Source organism: Streptomyces sp. NPDC043176 (assembly GCF_056436715.1).
The window spans coordinates 250470-266663 of the sequence record NZ_JBWKCA010000002.1 but is presented as its reverse complement, the minus strand read 5'-3'; the positions used below and the strand labels follow the sequence as shown (position 1 = coordinate 266663).

At 72.2% G+C, this 16194-nt stretch carries 19 protein-coding genes and 1 riboswitch; of the genes, 12 read left to right on the top strand and 7 right to left on the bottom strand.

Going from position 1 to position 16194, the window contains the following annotated elements; translation table 11 throughout:
- Nucleotide 1 precedes the first annotated feature (1 nt).
- Together AC067A_RS03800 and AC067A_RS03795 are read right to left on the bottom strand one after the other, a co-directional pair.
- On the bottom strand, nt 2-304 hold the full coding sequence (locus AC067A_RS03800) for an urease subunit gamma (protein ID WP_356545066.1): 303 nt from the start codon (nt 302-304) through the stop codon (nt 2-4).
- Between the two features lie 336 nt (nt 305-640).
- Entirely contained in the window at nt 641-1294 is a 654-nt protein-coding gene (locus AC067A_RS03795) for a TetR/AcrR family transcriptional regulator (protein WP_478614025.1), read from the bottom strand.
- Between the two features lie 103 nt (nt 1295-1397).
- On the opposite strand from AC067A_RS03795, the gene AC067A_RS03790 reads away from it, so the two are divergent.
- Nucleotides 1398-2399 carry an ABC transporter permease gene (locus AC067A_RS03790; protein WP_478614023.1) on the top strand — a complete coding sequence of 334 codons (1002 nt, stop codon included), beginning with the start codon at nt 1398-1400 and terminating at the stop codon, nt 2397-2399.
- 92 nt (nt 2400-2491) lie between these two features.
- On the opposite strand, the gene AC067A_RS03785 is transcribed toward AC067A_RS03790, so the two are convergent.
- Nucleotides 2492-2770, bottom strand: a complete 279-nt coding sequence (locus AC067A_RS03785; RefSeq protein WP_478614020.1) for a type II toxin-antitoxin system Phd/YefM family antitoxin — start codon at nt 2768-2770, stop codon at nt 2492-2494.
- Nucleotides 2771-2813: 43 nt separating this feature from the next.
- Between AC067A_RS03785 and AC067A_RS03780 the strand changes: the two genes are divergently transcribed.
- The 3 genes from AC067A_RS03780 (at nt 2814) to AC067A_RS03770 (ending at nt 4765) form a co-directional block, all read left to right on the top strand.
- Complete coding sequence (locus AC067A_RS03780; protein ID WP_478614017.1) at nt 2814-3452, top strand: ATP-dependent Clp protease proteolytic subunit; 639 nt, start codon at nt 2814-2816, stop codon at nt 3450-3452.
- A gap of 6 nt (nt 3453-3458) precedes the next feature.
- On the top strand, nt 3459-3764 hold the full coding sequence (locus AC067A_RS03775) for a hypothetical protein (protein ID WP_478614014.1): 306 nt from the start codon (nt 3459-3461) through the stop codon (nt 3762-3764).
- A gap of 339 nt (nt 3765-4103) precedes the next feature.
- A riboswitch (cyclic di-AMP (ydaO/yuaA leader) is annotated at nt 4104-4285 on the top strand.
- 3 nt (nt 4286-4288) lie between these two features.
- Entirely contained in the window at nt 4289-4765 is a 477-nt protein-coding gene (locus AC067A_RS03770) for a C40 family peptidase (RefSeq protein WP_478614011.1), read from the top strand.
- 143 nt (nt 4766-4908) lie between these two features.
- Here AC067A_RS03770 and AC067A_RS03765 read toward each other — a convergent pair whose 3' ends face one another.
- Nucleotides 4909-5346, bottom strand: coding sequence for an ATP-binding protein (locus AC067A_RS03765; protein WP_478614008.1), 438 nt, complete (start codon nt 5344-5346; stop codon nt 4909-4911).
- Between the two features lie 303 nt (nt 5347-5649).
- Nucleotides 5650-6828 (bottom strand): 8-amino-7-oxononanoate synthase, encoded by a 1179-nt coding sequence (locus AC067A_RS03760; protein ID WP_478614006.1) that lies wholly within the window; start codon nt 6826-6828, stop codon nt 5650-5652.
- A 143-nt stretch (nt 6829-6971) separates the two neighbouring features.
- Between AC067A_RS03760 and bioB the strand changes: the two genes are divergently transcribed.
- The 5 genes from bioB (at nt 6972) to AC067A_RS03735 (ending at nt 11652) form a co-directional block, all read left to right on the top strand.
- Nucleotides 6972-8228, top strand: a complete 1257-nt coding sequence (bioB, locus tag AC067A_RS03755) for a biotin synthase BioB (RefSeq protein WP_478614003.1) — start codon at nt 6972-6974, stop codon at nt 8226-8228.
- On the top strand, nt 8221-9501 hold the full coding sequence (locus tag AC067A_RS03750; protein ID WP_478614000.1) for an adenosylmethionine--8-amino-7-oxononanoate transaminase: 1281 nt from the start codon (nt 8221-8223) through the stop codon (nt 9499-9501). Before bioB ends, AC067A_RS03750 begins: the two co-directional genes overlap by 8 nt.
- Before the next feature lie 36 nt (nt 9502-9537).
- Nucleotides 9538-10254 carry a dethiobiotin synthase gene (gene bioD, locus AC067A_RS03745; RefSeq protein WP_478613999.1) on the top strand — a complete coding sequence of 239 codons (717 nt, stop codon included), beginning with the start codon at nt 9538-9540 and terminating at the stop codon, nt 10252-10254.
- Between the two features lie 320 nt (nt 10255-10574).
- The gene (locus tag AC067A_RS03740) at nt 10575-10919 is read left to right on the top strand and encodes a VOC family protein (protein ID WP_478613996.1); all 345 of its coding nucleotides are present in this window, start codon (nt 10575-10577) and stop codon (nt 10917-10919) included.
- Between the two features lie 10 nt (nt 10920-10929).
- A complete protein-coding gene (locus AC067A_RS03735) occupies nt 10930-11652 on the top strand; it encodes a class I SAM-dependent methyltransferase (protein ID WP_478613993.1) in 723 nt (240 codons plus the stop codon).
- A 127-nt stretch (nt 11653-11779) separates the two neighbouring features.
- Here the strand turns inward: AC067A_RS03735 and AC067A_RS03730 are convergent, their stop codons facing one another.
- Both AC067A_RS03730 and AC067A_RS03725 read right to left on the bottom strand, forming a co-directional pair.
- A complete protein-coding gene (locus AC067A_RS03730) occupies nt 11780-12430 on the bottom strand; it encodes a response regulator (protein WP_478613990.1) in 651 nt (216 codons plus the stop codon).
- A 4-nt stretch (nt 12431-12434) separates the two neighbouring features.
- Nucleotides 12435-13622: a sensor histidine kinase gene (locus AC067A_RS03725; RefSeq protein ID WP_478613989.1), complete on the bottom strand. Its 1188-nt coding sequence runs from the start codon at nt 13620-13622 to the stop codon at nt 12435-12437.
- A gap of 108 nt (nt 13623-13730) precedes the next feature.
- On the opposite strand from AC067A_RS03725, the gene AC067A_RS03720 reads away from it, so the two are divergent.
- From AC067A_RS03720 to AC067A_RS03710, 3 genes are all read left to right on the top strand, one after another.
- Nucleotides 13731-14642 carry an ABC transporter ATP-binding protein gene (locus AC067A_RS03720; RefSeq protein ID WP_478613986.1) on the top strand — a complete coding sequence of 304 codons (912 nt, stop codon included), beginning with the start codon at nt 13731-13733 and terminating at the stop codon, nt 14640-14642.
- A gap of 25 nt (nt 14643-14667) precedes the next feature.
- Nucleotides 14668-15417 carry an ABC transporter permease gene (locus AC067A_RS03715; RefSeq protein ID WP_478613984.1) on the top strand — a complete coding sequence of 250 codons (750 nt, stop codon included), beginning with the start codon at nt 14668-14670 and terminating at the stop codon, nt 15415-15417.
- A 134-nt stretch (nt 15418-15551) separates the two neighbouring features.
- A complete protein-coding gene (locus AC067A_RS03710) occupies nt 15552-15977 on the top strand; it encodes a GNAT family N-acetyltransferase (RefSeq protein WP_478613981.1) in 426 nt (141 codons plus the stop codon).
- Nucleotides 15978-16194: the final 217 nt, after the last annotated feature.

The following is a 16194-nucleotide window of genomic DNA, read 5'->3' as shown; positions in this document are numbered from 1 at the left end:
GTCAGACGATGGGGTCGTGGACGGTGACGAGCTTGGTGCCGTCCGGGAAGGTGGCCTCGACCTGGACGTCGTGGATCATCTCCGGGATGCCGTCCATGACGTCGTCGCGGGTGAGCACCTTGCGTCCGGAGGCCATCAGCTCCGCGACGGTCCGGCCGTCCCTGGCGCCCTCCAGGATGTGGGAGGTCAGGAGCGCGACGGCCTCGGGGTGGTTGAGGCGGACGCCCCTGGCCCTGCGCTTCTCGGCCACGTCGGCCGCCACATGTATGAGCAGGCGTTCCTGCTCGTGCGGGCTGAGTTGCACTCTTCCACCTCACAGTCGTCGACCGGGACGACGCCCGGACAGCTGCGGACCCTACCGACCGTCAACACGGTGTTGAACCGGGGAGATGCGGTGGACGGCCAGAGATTGCACGTTAGGGCGGAAGTTTTTCCGGCTCGTTAACTGCGGCTTTGCGTTTCCATGATCATCCGACCGGACGGGCGCCCCGAGGTGTTCACTCGGCCTCGATTCTTCACACCCCTCGCGCCGCCACGTCCCGCGCCGACGTCCACACCTCTCGCTCTTGCTCTCGCTCTCGCGACGACACGCTTCATGCCGGGACTTACGACTCCGCGACGCCACGCCCCCTGCCGGGACTCACACCTCCCCCGACGGCACGTCCCGCGCCGGGGGCGCGTCCAGGGGGACGGACATGGACATGAGGCCGCGCAGGCCGTCCTCCAGGACCTCGACGTCCACGTCGCCGAAGAGCGCCTGCTGGGCGATGAATCCCTGGGCGGTCGCGATGAGGGTGCGGGCCACGTGGTCGGCCGGGACGTCGGCGTGCAGCAGCCCGCTCTCGCGGTAGGCGTTCACGAGCGCGGTCCAGGCGCCCCGCATGCCGTCGTAGCCGTCCGCGAGCGTCTCGGCCAGCTGCTGGTTGCGCAGGGTCTCCGTCCACACCTGGATGATCAGGCGCGCGAAGGCCTGCCGGTCGGCGCCCTTGATCCGCTCTTCCAGGAAGAGCCGCAGCACCGCCCCGAGGAGGACGTCGGGGGTGGGCGGCGGGGTGGCGCGGGACGCCTCCTCGAAAGCCCCCCGGATCGCCGTGAAGGCCTCGGTCGCGATGGCCGCGATCAGCTCCTCCTTGCCGCGGAAGTAGCGGTAGACCGCGCCGGCGGACAGCCCGACCTCGGCGAGCACGTCCTGCATGGACGTGGCGTGGAAGCCGGTACGGGCGAAGCAGCGCGCGGCGCCGTCGAGAATCTGCCGCCGCCGGGCGTCGAGGTGTTCCTGGGAGACACGAGCCATGCCCCGAAACCTAAAACGAATATTCATTCTTGACAACCGCCCGAGGCCGCCGCACAGTGACGGACGTAAAACGAACGATCCTTCTCTTTGAATCGAGACCCCCATGCCCCCCGCCACCGCCCCCTCAGCCACCACGGGGCGCAGGACCCTCGCGGTGCTCGTGCTGATACCCACCGTCGCGGCCCTGGCCCTGTGGATCTTCGCCTGGCCGGCCGCCCGGCTCGCACCGCGCGACCTGCCGATCGGCGTCGCCGGGCCCGCCATCGCGGCCGATGCCGTGGAGCGGGAGCTCGGCCGGCACGAGGGCGCCTTCGAGGTCCACCGTTACGAGGACGCCGACACCGCCCGGTCGGCCGTCGAGGACCGCGAGGTGTACGGCGCCGTGGTCGTCACTCCCGGCGGCACGAGGCTCCTGACCGCTTCGGCGGGCAGCCCTGTCGTGGCCGGACTCCTTCGGGAGGCGGTGGCCGCGCAGGCGCCGGCGGACGCCCCGGTCCAGGTCACCGACGTGGTCGCCGCTCCTGCGGAGGACCCGCGCGGCGCCGCCTTCGGGGCGAGCCTGCTGCCGCTCGCCCTCGTCGGGGCGGCCACCGGGGTCGCCACCGTCCTGCTCGGCCTGCGCGGGTCCCGGGCGGTCGGCACCCTGGTGGGCGCCGCCGCGCTCGCCGGGATGGTGGGCGCGGCGCTCGCCGACAGCTGGCTCGGCGTGCTGGCCGGCGACTGGTGGGCCGAGGCAGGGGTGCTCGGCCTGACGGTGCTCGCGATCGGGGCGACCTTCGCGGGACTCGCGACACTGCTCGGCAAGCCCGGCTTCGGCCTGTCGGCCGTGCTGACGATCCTCCTCGGCAACGCGTTCTCGGGCATGTCCAGCGCGCCGGAGATGCTGCCCGGCGGCGTCGGCACGCTCGGCCAGTGGCTGCCGCCGGGCGCCGGGGGTTCGGCGCTCCGCTCGGTGTCCGCCTTCGACGGGGCGGCGGCCGGTGGACCGCTGCTCGTCCTCTCCCTCTGGGCGGCGGCGGGCCTGGCCGCCACCTGGTTCGGCGCCCGCCGGGGCCGGGTCGCGACCCCCTCCGCACCGGCGACGGCGCCGGCGCTCGCGGGCTGAGGCCGGCGCTCGCGGGCCGAGCCCCGCCCGGCGAAAGGCCGCGTGCCCCCGACCGTGACGGTCGGGGGCACGCGGCCTTCTCGCGGCGTTCCTCAGGAAGCGCCGGGGTCGCGGTGGTGCGCGGCGATGCCGAAGCGGCGCTGTTCGCCGGGAGCGGAGTCGACCGGGTGGAGGCCGGAGACCGAACGGACCACCTGCTCGTCGGCGGGCTTCTCCGCCGCCTCGAGTTCCTCCAGGTCAGCGGCCGAGACGAGGGCGACCAGCGGCTTTCCGTGGCGGGTGACGACGACGCGCTCACCGCCGTACACCACGCGGTTGATGAGGTCGGCGAGCTCGGCCCGGGCTTGCGTCACCGGGATCTCGTAGGTCATGCTCCTCATCTTACGGCCTGTACATCCTGTACATTTTTTACAGATGGAGGTGCCCGTCATGGACGCCCGCCACATCCTGCCCGAGTTCACCGAGCGGACCGGCTTCGGAACCCGCACCCTCGACCCGTACTCCAAGCTCCTCGAGTCCCGGATCGTCTTCCTCGGCACGCCCATCGACGAGACCTCCGCCAACGACGTCATCGCCCAGCTCCTGCACCTCGACCACGCGGCTCCCGGCCAGGACATCTCGCTGTACATCAACTCCCCCGGCGGGTCGATCAGTGCGATGACCGCGATCTACGACACGATGCGGACGCTCGCCTGCGACGTGGAGACCACCTGCCTCGGGCAGGCCGTGTTCACCGCCGCCGTGCTCCTCGCCGCCGGCACCCCGGGCAAGCGCATGATGCTGCCCGGCGCCCGGATCACGCTCGAACAGCCCGCCCTGGACGAGCCGCTGCGGGGGCAGCCGAGCGACCTCGACCTCCAGGCCCGCGAACTGCTCCGGCTGCGGGCCCTGGTGGCCGGGATGCTCACCGAACACACGGGCCGGAGCAGGGAGCGGATCGACGCCGACATCGATCGCCTGACGGTCCTCGACGCGTCGGCGGCCGTCGCGTACGGACTGGTCGACCACGTCCTCACGAACCGGCGGGCGTCCGCCGGCGGCACGGCGCGGTGAGGGGCCGTGGTCCCGGAACTGCCGCCGCTGCCGGCCCTGACCCGCGCCGAGGGTGATTTCGTCGACGCGTACCTCGAAGTCGTCGACCTCCTGGGCAGAATCAACCCATCCAGGGGTTCGCATACCTATGGGGCGCTGCGCGCGGCACAAGCCCTGGTGGGGCGCACCGAGGCCCTGCTCGAGGCGCTGACGCTCATGCATATACGGGGCGAGAACGAGGTACGCGCCGACACATTGACGCGCGCCCTGAGGGTGTTGGACGGCGAGCGCCGGGCCGACCGCGTCACGGTCCCACGCACTCGGCCGAGTTGACATTCCCGGGTGTCGTGTCCAGCTCCGAACGGCCGACGCGCGCCGCAGAAATCCTCGCCCGTTCGGCGTAGTCGACGAATCGACAGGAAGCGCGGGTGAGTTGCGCAACAGGTGTACACATCTGGCGGAATCGAACGTTCCACCGCAGGTGCGGGACTCGTAGGCCAAACCTCCGAAGATCGCAAAGCCCGCTTGTCCACCCGTATGGATCAGTCGTGAGGAGCCTCACATATCGCCGTTTCAGCTCGGTTTTCGCCCATGTCGTGGGTCAAGATCCCTGACGACGACAAGCCCCCGCCGCCGCGGCGGGGCGGTCCGGGCGGACGCCGAGTCCTGCCGCTGTCCCGGACGCCTGGTCGACAGGAGTGGATCGGCAGGAGTGGAGGACCCGATTTTTGCGGGACGAACGCGCTGTTCCGGCAGCGAGGCCGTTCCTTGGGGTGAAGCCGCAGCCGCGGCCGGGCATCTTCGCCAGCCCGAACCCGACAGGTCATCCTTCGCAGGCGGCTGACGAAGGGTTGCGCATGACTGCGCAGATGCACGTCCCGTCCCTGCTGTCCCGGGCCGGAGCCGTCTCGGCTCTCACCCTCGCCGCCGTCGGCGGCACGCTGCTCGCCCCAGGAGTGGCGCCGGAGGCCCAGGCAGCGACCACCCACGCGAACAAGGCACTGAGCGTCGCCGCGTCCAAGAAGGGAGCGCCGTACGGCTACGGAGCCACCGGGCCCACCAGGTTCGACTGCTCCGGTCTGACGCTCTACGCGTACAAGAAGGCGGGCAAGTGGCTGCCTCGCACCGCGCAGCAGCAGTACAACAAGACCCGGCACATCTCCGCGTCCAGCAGACAACAGGGGGACCTGGTCTTCTTCCACTCCGGTGGAAGGGTCTACCACGTGGGCATCTACGCCGGTGGCGGCAAGATCTGGCACTCGCCCAAGACGGGGTCCTGGGTGAAGCTCGACAGGATCTGGTCGTCGAAGGTCTACTACGGCCGCGTCCGCTGACGGAGCCCGGCCACTGAACCGGCCCTCGGACGGCACTGAGGAGTGGGGCCGCCGCCCCACTGCTCCGCCGCCTCCTGAGGGCCTGTCCGGCACTTCGCGAACGGTGTGTGGCCGCGTGGGGGCTCCGCCCCGGCCGGCCCGCCCTAACGGCTGGGCACGGCCGCCGCAGTCCAGGGGAGGCTGATCCAGACCGTCTTCCCGCCGTCCTCGGTCGGGGTGACGGAGAGACGGCCGCCGGCCTCGGCGGCCAGGGAGCGGATGATGACCAGGCCGCGCCCGTTGTCCTGCTGCACCGCGGCCGGAAGGCGGCGGGGCCTGCGGGGATGGCTGTCGGTCACGCCGATGTGGAGGAACTCCTCGCGGACCAGCCGGACGTCGACCGTGAAGTTCGGCGACTGGCCGAAGGTGTGGAGGACGGCGTTGGTGGCCAGCTCCGAGACGATCAGGCGGATCGCGTCGGCGGTGTCGCCGTCGCCGTCGAGGCCCCAGCCGGTGAGCACGTCCGCGACGTACCGCCGGGCCGTGGGCACCGAGGCGGGTTCGCTCGGCAGCGTGACGGATGATTCCTGGTGATCTGCCATGGCGACGCTGTCCCTTTCCCGCCGGGGAGCACACCCCGGATTGCGCTTCGCGCCAGAGTGCCACCGATCGTGCCGCCCCGAGCGGGGTTCCACCAAGATATGTCCCCATCTGTCGCCCGAAGCGGTGAACTATGCGCGCTGGGAACGCGCTTGGGCGCCCGGATGGTGTCCTGCCCGATCCAGCCGGGGCGTTCGGTGCGGGCGACGGGCGGACGGCCGGGCGCCGGGCCTGCTGAGTGTCCAGGGGGTGCCCTGTCGATCAGGCCGGGCTCGGGGGTCCGATCGACAGGACCCCCTGGACACTCAGCCGGTCGGCGCCGTCCGCAGGATCGTCTCCACCGCACGCCCGATCTGCGCGTCGGTCAGGTCCGCGCGGGCCGTGAGGCGCAGTCGCGAGATGCCGTCGGGCACCGACGGCGGCCGGAAACAGCCGACCAGCAGACCCTGTTCGCGGCAGTCCGCCGCCCAGGCGAGTGCCGCCTCCGGGGAGGGCGCGCGGACGGAGACGACGGCCGCGTCGGGCCGGGCCGAGGTGAGCCCGGCGTCGGTGAGCAGCCGGTGCAGTGTCGTCGCGACGGTACGGGCCCGCTCGGCGAGGCCCGGTTCGGCGGCGATCAGCCGCAGGCTCGCGAGCGCGCCGCCCGCGGCGGCGGGGGCGAGCCCTGTGTCGAAGATGAAGGTGCGGGCGGCGTTCACCAGGTGCTCGATCACCCGCGCGGGGCCGAGGACGGCGCCGCCCTGGCTGCCCAGGGACTTGGAGAGGGTGAGGGTGGCGACGGCGTCCTCCGCACCGGCCAGCCCCGCCTCGTGCAGGGCGCCCCTGCCTCCGGTGCCGAGGACGCCGAAGCCGTGGGCATCGTCCACCACGAGCCCGGCACCGTGCGCGCGGCAGGCCTCGGCGAGCGCGGGGAGCGGGGCCTTGTCCCCGTCGACGGAGAAGACGGAGTCGCTGACGACCAGGGCCCGCCGTCCGGGGCACGCGTCGAGGGTCTTGCGTACGGCCTCGGGGTCGGTGTGCGGGACGACGGCCGTCTCGGCGCGCGCGAGGCGGCAGCCGTCGACGATCGAGGCGTGGTTGGCGGCGTCGGAGACGATCAGGGAGCCACGGCCGCCGAGCGCGGTGAGCGCCGCCAGGTTGGCGGTGTAGCCGGAGGAGAAGACCAGGGCCGCCTCGAAGCCGCAGAAGTCGGCGAGTTCGCGCTCCAGGCGGGTGTGCAGCCGGGTGGTGCCGGTGACGAGCCGCGAGCCGGTGGAGCCGGCGCCCCAGCGCCGTGCCGCGTCGGCCGCCGCCTCGGTGACCTCCGGGCGGCGGGTGAGCCCGAGGTAGTCGTTGCTCGCCAGGTCGAGGAGTTCCGACTCCGCCGCCCGGGGCCGCAGCGTACGGACGAGACCGGCCTCCGCCCGGCGGCGCGCCTCGGCGTCGGTCCAGTCGAACGCGGTCCGGCGCGGGCCCGCGGCCCGTGCGTCGTCGGCCTGTGGCATACGGCGATCCTTTTGTAGGCAGCGGACAGACCCTAACCGGAGTATGCCGAGGTCGGGATGTGGGCATCCACACACCTCGATCGGAGGCGTTTGTTCGGATCCTCCTTGGCCCGGAGGCGGGCGGTAGGCAAGGATCTGCGGTTATGGACCTGCTGAACACGCTGGTGGAAAAGGGGCTGCGGCGCGAGCTGCCGACCCGTGAAGAAGCGCTCGCCGTGCTGGCGACCTCCGACGACGAACTGCTCGATGTGGTGGCGGCGGCCGGCAAGGTGCGTCGCCAGTGGTTCGGGCGCCGGGTGAAGCTCAACTATCTGGTCAACCTGAAGTCCGGGCTGTGCCCCGAGGACTGCTCGTACTGCTCGCAGCGCCTCGGCTCCAAGGCCGAGATCCTCAAGTACACGTGGCTGAAGCCGGACGAGGCGTCCCAGGCCGCCGCGGCGGGCGTCGCGGGCGGGGCCAAGCGGGTCTGCCTGGTGGCGAGCGGCCGCGGCCCGACGGACCGGGACGTCGAGCGGGTCGGCAAGACCATCGAGGCCATCAAGGAGCAGAACGAGGGCGTCGAGGTGTGCGCCTGTCTCGGTCTGCTCTCGGACGGCCAGGCGGAGCGCCTGCGGGAGGCCGGCGCCGACGCTTACAACCACAACCTGAACACGTCCGAGGCGACGTACGGGGACATCACCAAGACCCACACCTACGCGGACCGCGTGGACACCGTGCAGAAGGCGCACGCCGCCGGTCTGTCGGCGTGCTCGGGCCTGATCGCGGGCATGGGCGAGAGCGACGAGGACCTCGTCGACGTCGTGTACGCGCTGCGCGACCTGGACTCGGACTCGGTGCCGGTCAACTTCCTGATCCCGTTCGAGGGGACCCCGCTCGCCAAGGAGTGGAACCTCACCCCGCAGCGTTGTCTGCGGATCCTGGCGATGGTCCGGTTCGTCTGCCCCGACGTCGAGGTCCGGATCGCGGGCGGCCGTGAGGTCCACCTGCGCTCCATGCAGCCGCTGGCCCTGAACATCGCGAACTCGATCTTCCTCGGCGACTACCTGACCAGCGAGGGCCAGGCCGGCCAGGCCGACCTGGACATGATCGCGGACGCCGGCTTCGAGGTGGAGGGCGCCGGTACGACCACGCTGCCCGCCCACCGCGCGGACGCGCTCGCCGCGGCGGCCGGCGGCTGTGGTTCGCACGCCTCGGCCGAGGGCCCTGGCTGCGGCTCGCAGGCCTCCGCCGGGGGCGCCGGCTGCGGCTCGCACGCCGGTGGCGGTTGCGGTCCCTGCGGCGGTCACGCCGAGGCTCCGGCGGAGGCACCCGCCGCCGAGGCCGCGCCGAACGCCGCCCGGACCGACCTGGTGGCGGTACGCCGCCGGGGCGCCGGCACGGACCTGGCGCCGAATGCGTAACGACGAACTCCTCGCCCTGGACCGGGCGCACGTCTGGCATCCGTACGGCCCCATGCCGGGGCGGGCGGAGCCGCTGGTCGTCGCGTCCGCGTCCGGGGTGCGCCTCCGGCTCGCCGAGCCGGTCGAGGGCCAGGGCGAGCTGGTCGACGGCATGTCCTCGTGGTGGTCGGCGATCCACGGCTACAACCACCCCGTGCTCAACGAGGCGGTGCGCGGGCAGCTGGAGAAGATGAGCCACGTCATGTTCGGCGGGCTCACCCACGAACCGGCGGTGCGGCTCGCCGCCCGGCTCGTCGAGATCACCCCCGAGCCGCTGCGGCACGTCTTCCTCAGTGACTCGGGCTCCGTCTCCGTCGAGGTGGCGGCCAAGATGTGCCTGCAGTACTGGCGCTCCCTCGGCCACCCGCAGAAGCAGCGGCTCCTCACCTGGCGCGGCGGCTACCACGGGGACACCTGGCAGCCGATGTCCGTCTGCGACCCGCAGGGCGGCATGCACGAGCTGTGGACGGGCGTGCTCCAGCGGCAGGTGTTCGTGGACACCCCGCCGGCGACGTACGACGAGTCCTACGCCGAACTGCTGCGAACCGAGATCGGGCGCCACGCCCACGAACTGGCGGCCGTGATCGTGGAGCCCGTGGTCCAGGGCGCCGGCGGCATGCGCTTCCACGACCCGGGCTACCTGCGGGTGCTCCGCGAGGCGTGCGACGCACACGACGTGCTGCTCGTCTTCGACGAGATCGCGACCGGGTTCGGCCGGACGGGCAAGCTGTTCGCCGCCGATCAGGCGGGGGTCTCCCCCGATGTGATGTGCGTGGGCAAGGCGCTGACCGGCGGCTACCTGTCGATGGCGGCGACGCTCTGCACCGGCCGGGTCGCCGACGGCATCTCCCAGGGCGAGGTGCCGATCCTGGCCCACGGGCCGACGTTCATGGGGAACCCGCTCGCCTCGGCCGTCGCCCTCGCCTCCCTCGACCTGCTGCTCTCCCAGGACTGGGAGGTCGAGGTCAAGCGGATCGAGACCGGCCTGCGGGAGGGCCTCGCCCCTGCCGCCGACCTGCCGGGCGTGCGCGAGGTCCGGGTGCTCGGCGCGATCGGTGTCGTCCAGCTCGACCACGAGGTCGACATGGCGGCGGCGACGCGCGCGGCGGTCCGGGAGGGCGTGTGGCTGCGCCCGTTCCGGGACCTGATCTACACGATGCCGCCGTACGTGACCGGCAACGAGGACCTGGCCCGCATCTGCGCGGCGGTCCGCGCGGCCGCGTCGGCCGGCTGAACAGGCCGAACGGCCGAACGGAAGGACTGGGCAGCAGTGGGAATCATCGTCGTCAGCGGTACGGGGACGGAGATCGGCAAAACGGTCGTGACCGCCGCGGTGGCCGCCGCGGCAACGGCGGCGGGACGGTCCGTCGCCGTCCTGAAGCCGGCGCAGACGGGGGTCGGGCCGGACGAGCGGGGCGACGCCGACGAGGTCGTCCGGTTGTCCGGAGCCGTGACCTCCGCCGAGCTGGGCCGCTTCCCGGAGCCGCTGGCCCCCAACACGTCCGCGCGCCGGGCCGGGCTCGCACCGGTCGGGCCCCGGGAGGTCGCCGAGGCCGCCCGGAAGCTCGCCGCCGACCACGATCTGGTGCTCGTCGAGGGGGCGGGCGGGCTCCTCGTCCGTTTCGACGAGGAGGGCGGCACCCTCGCCGAGGTGGCCTCGCTCCTCGGCGCACCCGTCCTGGTCGTGGTCCCGGCCGGTCTGGGAACCCTCAACACGGCGGCCCTCACCGGCGAGGCACTCCGGGCCCGCGGGATCGAACAGCTCGGTGTGGTGGTCGGCAGCTGGCCGGCCGCGCCCGACCTCGCGGCCCGCTGCAACCTCACGGACCTGCCGGAATCGGCCGGCGCCCCGCTCCTCGGCGCGGTGCCGGAAGGCTCGGGGTCGCTCACCCCGACCGAGTTCCGCGAGGCGGCGAGCGGCTGGCTGGCCCCGGCCCTCGGCGGCACCTGGGACGCGGCCGCCTTCGCGGAGGCCGCCAGGGCCTGAGAGCGAGAGACGCGGCTTGAGCGGGGGTGCCCGGCCGATCACGCCGGATCAGGAAGCGAGGCCTGATGATCGGCAAGGCACCCCCGGGGGCCGCGAGCTTGGCATGAGCGGTAGGACACCACTGGGGGCCCGCGAGCCGGGCATGACCGCCATGCCCGGCAAGACACCGCTGGGGCCGCGAGCCCGGCATGAGCGGTAAGGCATCCCTGGCGGCCCGCGAACCCGGCATGAGCGCCCTGTCCGTCAAGCCATCCTGGGGCCGCGATGCCGGCATGCCGACAAGACACCCCGTGGGGCCGTTGACTCCGTAGGCTGGGTTCATGCGTGCTCGCGTTCAGGAGATCGTGTTCGACTGTGCCGGCCCTTCCGCACTCGTCCGGTTCTGGTCCCGCCTCCTCGGCGGTGATCCGGTCGACCGGAGTGACGACTGGTCGTACGTCGATCCGCCGGGGTTCGTCCGGCTCGCCTTCCAACGCGTCCCCGAAGGCAAAGCGGTCAAGAATCGGGTCCACCTCGACCTGGAGGTCCCGGACCCGGCCCGGGCCGCGGACGAGGCGCTTCCCCCCGGCGCGGTCAGGGTCGGCGGCCTCGTGACGGACGAACAGGGCTCCTTCCAGGTCATGCGTGACCCGGAGGGCAACGAATTCTGCTTCGTGACCGGTTGAGGGCCCTCCGATGACTCCGGCTCCGACCCCGCCACGGCCCTCGGCCCGGGGGCCCCACGTCCGTCACCCCCTTTTCGCCCGGTTCTACGCCCGCGTCAGCGTCACGGCCGACGCCCGCGGCGGACTCGGCGCCCTGCGTACGGAGCTCCTCTCCGGGCTCTCCGGCCGCGTGATCGAGATCGGCGCCGGGAACGGCCTGAACTTCGCCCACTACCCGTCCGGCGTCACCGAGGTCCTGGCCGTCGAGCCGGAACCCCATCTGCGGCGCCTCGCCGAGGAGGCCGCCCATCGGGCGCCCGTCCCGGTGACCGTGGTGACGGGCACGGCGGAGGCGCTGCCGGTCGAGAGCGGTTCCTTCGACGCCGCCGTCGCCTCGCTCGTCCTGTGCACCGTACCGAGCGTGCCCGCGGCCCTCGCGGAGCTGCGCCGGGTCCTGCGCCCCGAGGGTGAACTCCGCTTCTTCGAACACGGGGCGGCGGACTCGCCCGGCCTGGCCCGCCTCCAACGCGGCCTCGACCGCACGGTCTGGCCCCTCCTCTTCGGCGGCTGCCACACCTCCCGCACCCCCCTCTCCGAGATCACGACAGCCGGTTTCACCCTCACCTCCCACCGCTCCTTCGACCTCCCCGACCAGGGCCCCCGCCTCCCCTCCTCACCCTGCGTCCTGGGCGTGGCGAAGCTGGGGGGTGGCACGGGTCCAGGAGGCGTCGGAGGCCCAGGCGGTCCTGGGTGACCGAACAGGGTCACGGGCCCGTCCACTCGAAGTGACTACCGATCACCGGTCGCCGGCAGCCAGGTCGGCCGGGCGGGGCTGCGAGGCCACCCGCTCGAAGTGACTGCCGCTCACCGGTCGCCGACGGTCAGGCCGGGGTGACGAAGCCGGACTCGTAGGCGGTGATGACGGCCTGGGTCCGGTCCCGGGCCCCCAGCTTGGCCAGGACCGCGCTGACGTGGGACTTCACGGTCTCGGCGCCGACGATCAGCTCGCGGGCGATCTCGACGTTGGTCAGGCCCTTCGCCATCAGGCGCAGGACGACCTGCTCCCGCTGCGTCAGGGCGGCCCGCTCCAGTGCCTCCCGGGCCTGCCGGTTGCCGTACTCGGCGGCGAGGGCCCGAACCGCCGCGGGGTACAGCAGCGTCTCGCCCTCCGCCACCAGCCGGACCGCGTGCACGATCTCCGAAGGGCGGGCCCGCTTCAGCAGGAATCCGTCCGCGCCGGCCCGCAGCGCCTGATAGACGTACTCGTCGTTCTCGAAGGTGGTGACCACGAGGATCTTCGGCGGCGAGTCCACCGTCCGCAGAACCGCCTTGGTCGCCTCGATCCCGTCGAGCAGCGGCATCCGGACGTCCATCGCGACCACGTCGGGGCGCAGTTGTCGCACGAGCGGTACCACCGAGGCGCCGTCGGCGGCTTCACCGACCACCTCGATGTCCGGCTGCGCCTCCAGGACGGCACGCAGCCCCATGCGCACGAGGGGTTCGTCGTCGACGAGCAGGACGGTGACTGACATCCGGTCAGCGTATGGGTTGCAGGGGCAGCCGTGCGCGCACCCTCCAGCCGCCCCCGTGCGGACCGGTGTCGACCTGCCCCCCGAGCAGGGCGGCCCGTTCCCGTATTCCGCGCAGTCCGCTGCCACTGCCACCGCTACCGCTGATCGTCAGGGAAGGGCCGTCCGGCAGCGGATTCGTCACCTCCAGGTCGAGCCGGTCGGCGACCATCCCGATCCGGACCCTCACCGGCACCGGACCGCAGTGCCGCAACACATTGGTGAGCGCCTCTTGCAGGATCCGGTACCCCTCCTGGGTGACCGGGCCCGTCAGCTTCTCCAGTGAGCCCGCCAGTTCCGCGTCCACGGCGGCGCCGGAGGCGCGGGCCGAGTCGAGGAGACGGTCGGCCTCCGCCAGCGTCGGCCGCTGGGACGGCCGCTGACCCGACTCCCGCAGGACGAGCAGCACTCGTTCGAGGTCCTCCAGTGCCGCCCGGCCCGTCTCCTCGATCGCACTCAACGCGCGGTCGGTGAACTCCGGGTCGCCGGCGGCCCGCGCGGCACCGGCCTGGACCACCGCCACGGTCAGGGCGTGGCCGATCGAGTCGTGCAGCTCCCGCGCGATGCGGGTGCGCTCCAGCAGCTGCTCGGTGCGTGCTTCCAGCGCCGTGAGTCGCTCCGCCGAGGAGGGTCCCAGCAGCAGCCCGGCGATGGAGGTGACCAGCTCGCCGAGCAGGGTCACGACGACGATCAGCAGCACCAGCGGCACGGGAGCCAGCAGCCACGCCGCCCAGGAAGGCGGTGTGAAGGGCAGGAGGCTGTCCTCGACGGGGCCCCCGCCGGCCGCGACGCGGACCAGGTCGACCGTCGCGACGGGCAGCACCACACTGGCACACACGGTTACCCCCGAAAGGAGGAGCCGTATCTCCAGCCACAACAGGGTCCGCCAGCGGTCGCCCCATCGCCGGGACGCCACGGTGCTGAAACCGCCCGTGCCGGCGCCCCCGTCGTGCGGTGCCAGCAGGAACCTCGCCTGGTGCCCCTCGGCGCGCCGCGTCCAGGGCAGCAGCGCCAGCGGTATGACGAGAAGCAGCGGCATCCACGGCGTATCGCGCTCGATGAACATCCACACGGCGAGCATGAGCACGGGCACACACAGGTGCACCCAGCGTGAGTAGGTGACGGGTCGGAGAGATGCACGGAACAGTCGCTGCATGCCTTCATCGTGGCAGTTCACGGCCCTGCCGCGACTCCCCTGTACGGGGGAGACGGAACCCTCGCTCGGGGGAGGCCGGCGGGTGGGGCCGGTGGCGAACCTTGAGGCATGAACACCATCGAGATCCGAGAACTGACCAAGGAGTTCGGCCGCAGCCGGGCCGTCGACCGCCTCACCTTCGATGTCCTGCCCGGGCGGGTGACCGGCTTCCTCGGGCCCAACGGCGCGGGGAAGTCCACCACCATGCGGCTCCTCCTCGGCCTCGACCGGATCACGTCGGGAACCGCCACCATCGGAGGCCGCCGATTCACCGAACTCCCCGACCCTCTCCACCGGGTGGGTGTCCTACTCGACGCGCAGTCGGCGCACGGTGGCCGGACGGCCAGGGACCACCTCCGCCTCCTCGCGGCGGCCGGCGGCGTTCCGGTGAGCCGCGTGGAGGAGGTCCTCGAGCAGGCGGGGATCGCCGCGGCGGCCGGCCGGAGGATCAGGACCTTCTCCCTGGGCATGCGCCAGCGCCTCGGCATAGCGGCCGCGCTGCTGGGCGACCCTGGTGTGCTGCTCCTTGACGAGCCGACCAACGGGCTGGATCCCGAGGGCATCATCTGGATCCGCGAGCTCATGCGGTCACTGGCCGCCGAGGGTCGAACGGTGCTCGTCTCCAGCCATCTGATGACGGAGACCGCCGCCCTTGCCGACCATCTCATCGTGCTGGGGCAGGGAAGGCTGCTGGCCGACACCTCGATGGAGCAGTTCATCGAGGCCCGCAGCACCCCGACGGCCCGGGTGCGCACGACCGACCCGACACGGCTGCGGTCGGCGCTCGCCCGGCGCGACCTCGAGTTGGTCTCCGCCGAGGGCGGGCGGTGGACCGTGGCGGGCATACGGGCCGGGGAACTCGGCGCCCTGGCCGCTCACGAAGGCGTCCCGATCCTGGAACTGGTCGACGAGCGGGCCTCGCTGGAACAGGCCTACCTCGACCTCACCGCCGAGCACGCCCCCTTCGCCGCCGCCCACTGACACGAACCGTCCAAGGAGGATTCCCATGCGTTCCGCTCTGCCCACCGTCCCCGTCCTGCACTCGGAATGGATCAAAATACGGTCCCTGCGCGGCACCTTCACGGCACTGTGGGCCGTCTGCGTGGCCACCGCGGGCATACAGATGCTGATGGCCGCCCTGCTCGGCGCCGAGGAGGCCGCCGGCATGGGGGACGATCCGCTTCTCTCGGCCTTCTACGGGGTCAACTTCGGCACGATCGCCGCTTTCGCCTTCGGCGCGACGGCGCTGTCCGCCGAATTCCACAACGGCGCCCTGCGCACGTCATTGACCGCCGTGCCGAACCGCGCGCGGCTCTATCTGTCGAAGATGGCGATGACGGCCGGACTCGGCTTTCTTGCCGGGCAGTTCGCCGGACTGGCGACCTTCGTCGGCGGACAGGCGTTCATGGGACCCGATGCGCTGGAGCTGGGCGGCGAAGGCACCTACCGCGCGATCTTCGGGTGCGGCCTCTACCTGATGCTGATGACACTGCTGGCCGCGGGCCTGACGGCGGTGCTGCGCAGCGCGACGGTCGTGCTCAGCCTGCTCATACCCTTCGTGCTGCTGGTGCCGTTCGTGCTCGGCTCTGCTTCCGAGGGGGTGGCCCGGTTCCTGCCGGACCGGGCCGGTTGGAGGGTCATGTGCATGGACGCGCACGACGGCCTCGGCCCGTGGGCCGGCATCGGCCTCCTGGCCTTGTGGGCTCTGGCCGCCGTGGCCGGGGGATGGCTGGCGATACGGCGCCGGGACGCCTGACCCCGAGCCGGTGACCGCCGCCGCCCTTATGGCGCCTGGGCTGGGTGGACCTCCTCGTTCGGAGGCCGAGAGAGGTCGTTCCGGCCCTCGGAACTCGATGGCAGGGGCGCGGCACCGCGTGATGGGATCCGCGCATGGTCGAACTGGAGATACGTGCAGCCACGCCCTCCGATGCCAAGGACGTCCTGACCTTCTGGAAGGAGTCGGCCAAGGGAACGTCCGTCTCGGACGACGTGAACGGGGTGACACGACTGGTCGAGCGTGACCCCGAGGCGCTGATCCTCGCCGTGGCAGACGGACGGATCGTGGGGTCCGTGATCGCCGGCTGGGACGGCTGGCGCGCCTCGCTCTACCGGCTCGCGGTCCTTCCCTCCCATCGCAGGCGGGGCATCTCCACCGTGCTCCTGCGGGCGGCGGAGGAGCGCTTCGCCGCCCTCGGCGGGCGGCGTGTGGACGCGATGGTGCTTGAGGAAAACGAGACGGGCAGGCTTCTGTGGTCCGCCGCCGGGTACGAGCGTCAGGATCAATGGCGCCGCTGGGTGAAGCCGCTCACGGCCTGAAGGCTCGACCCGGCCACACCGGCCCACCCGACCGCCCTACCTACCCGACCACGACCCGACAGCCGCCCGGCCCCACACGGCCGCACCTGGCCACCACGACGCTTTGCCCGTCCTTTACCATGGTGTCTCATCCCGACTACCGAAAGGTGTGAGCGTCCGCCCATGGGCGAGCCTCCCAGTAGCACTGGTCCCGACAGCTCCGGTTTCGACCGCCGAC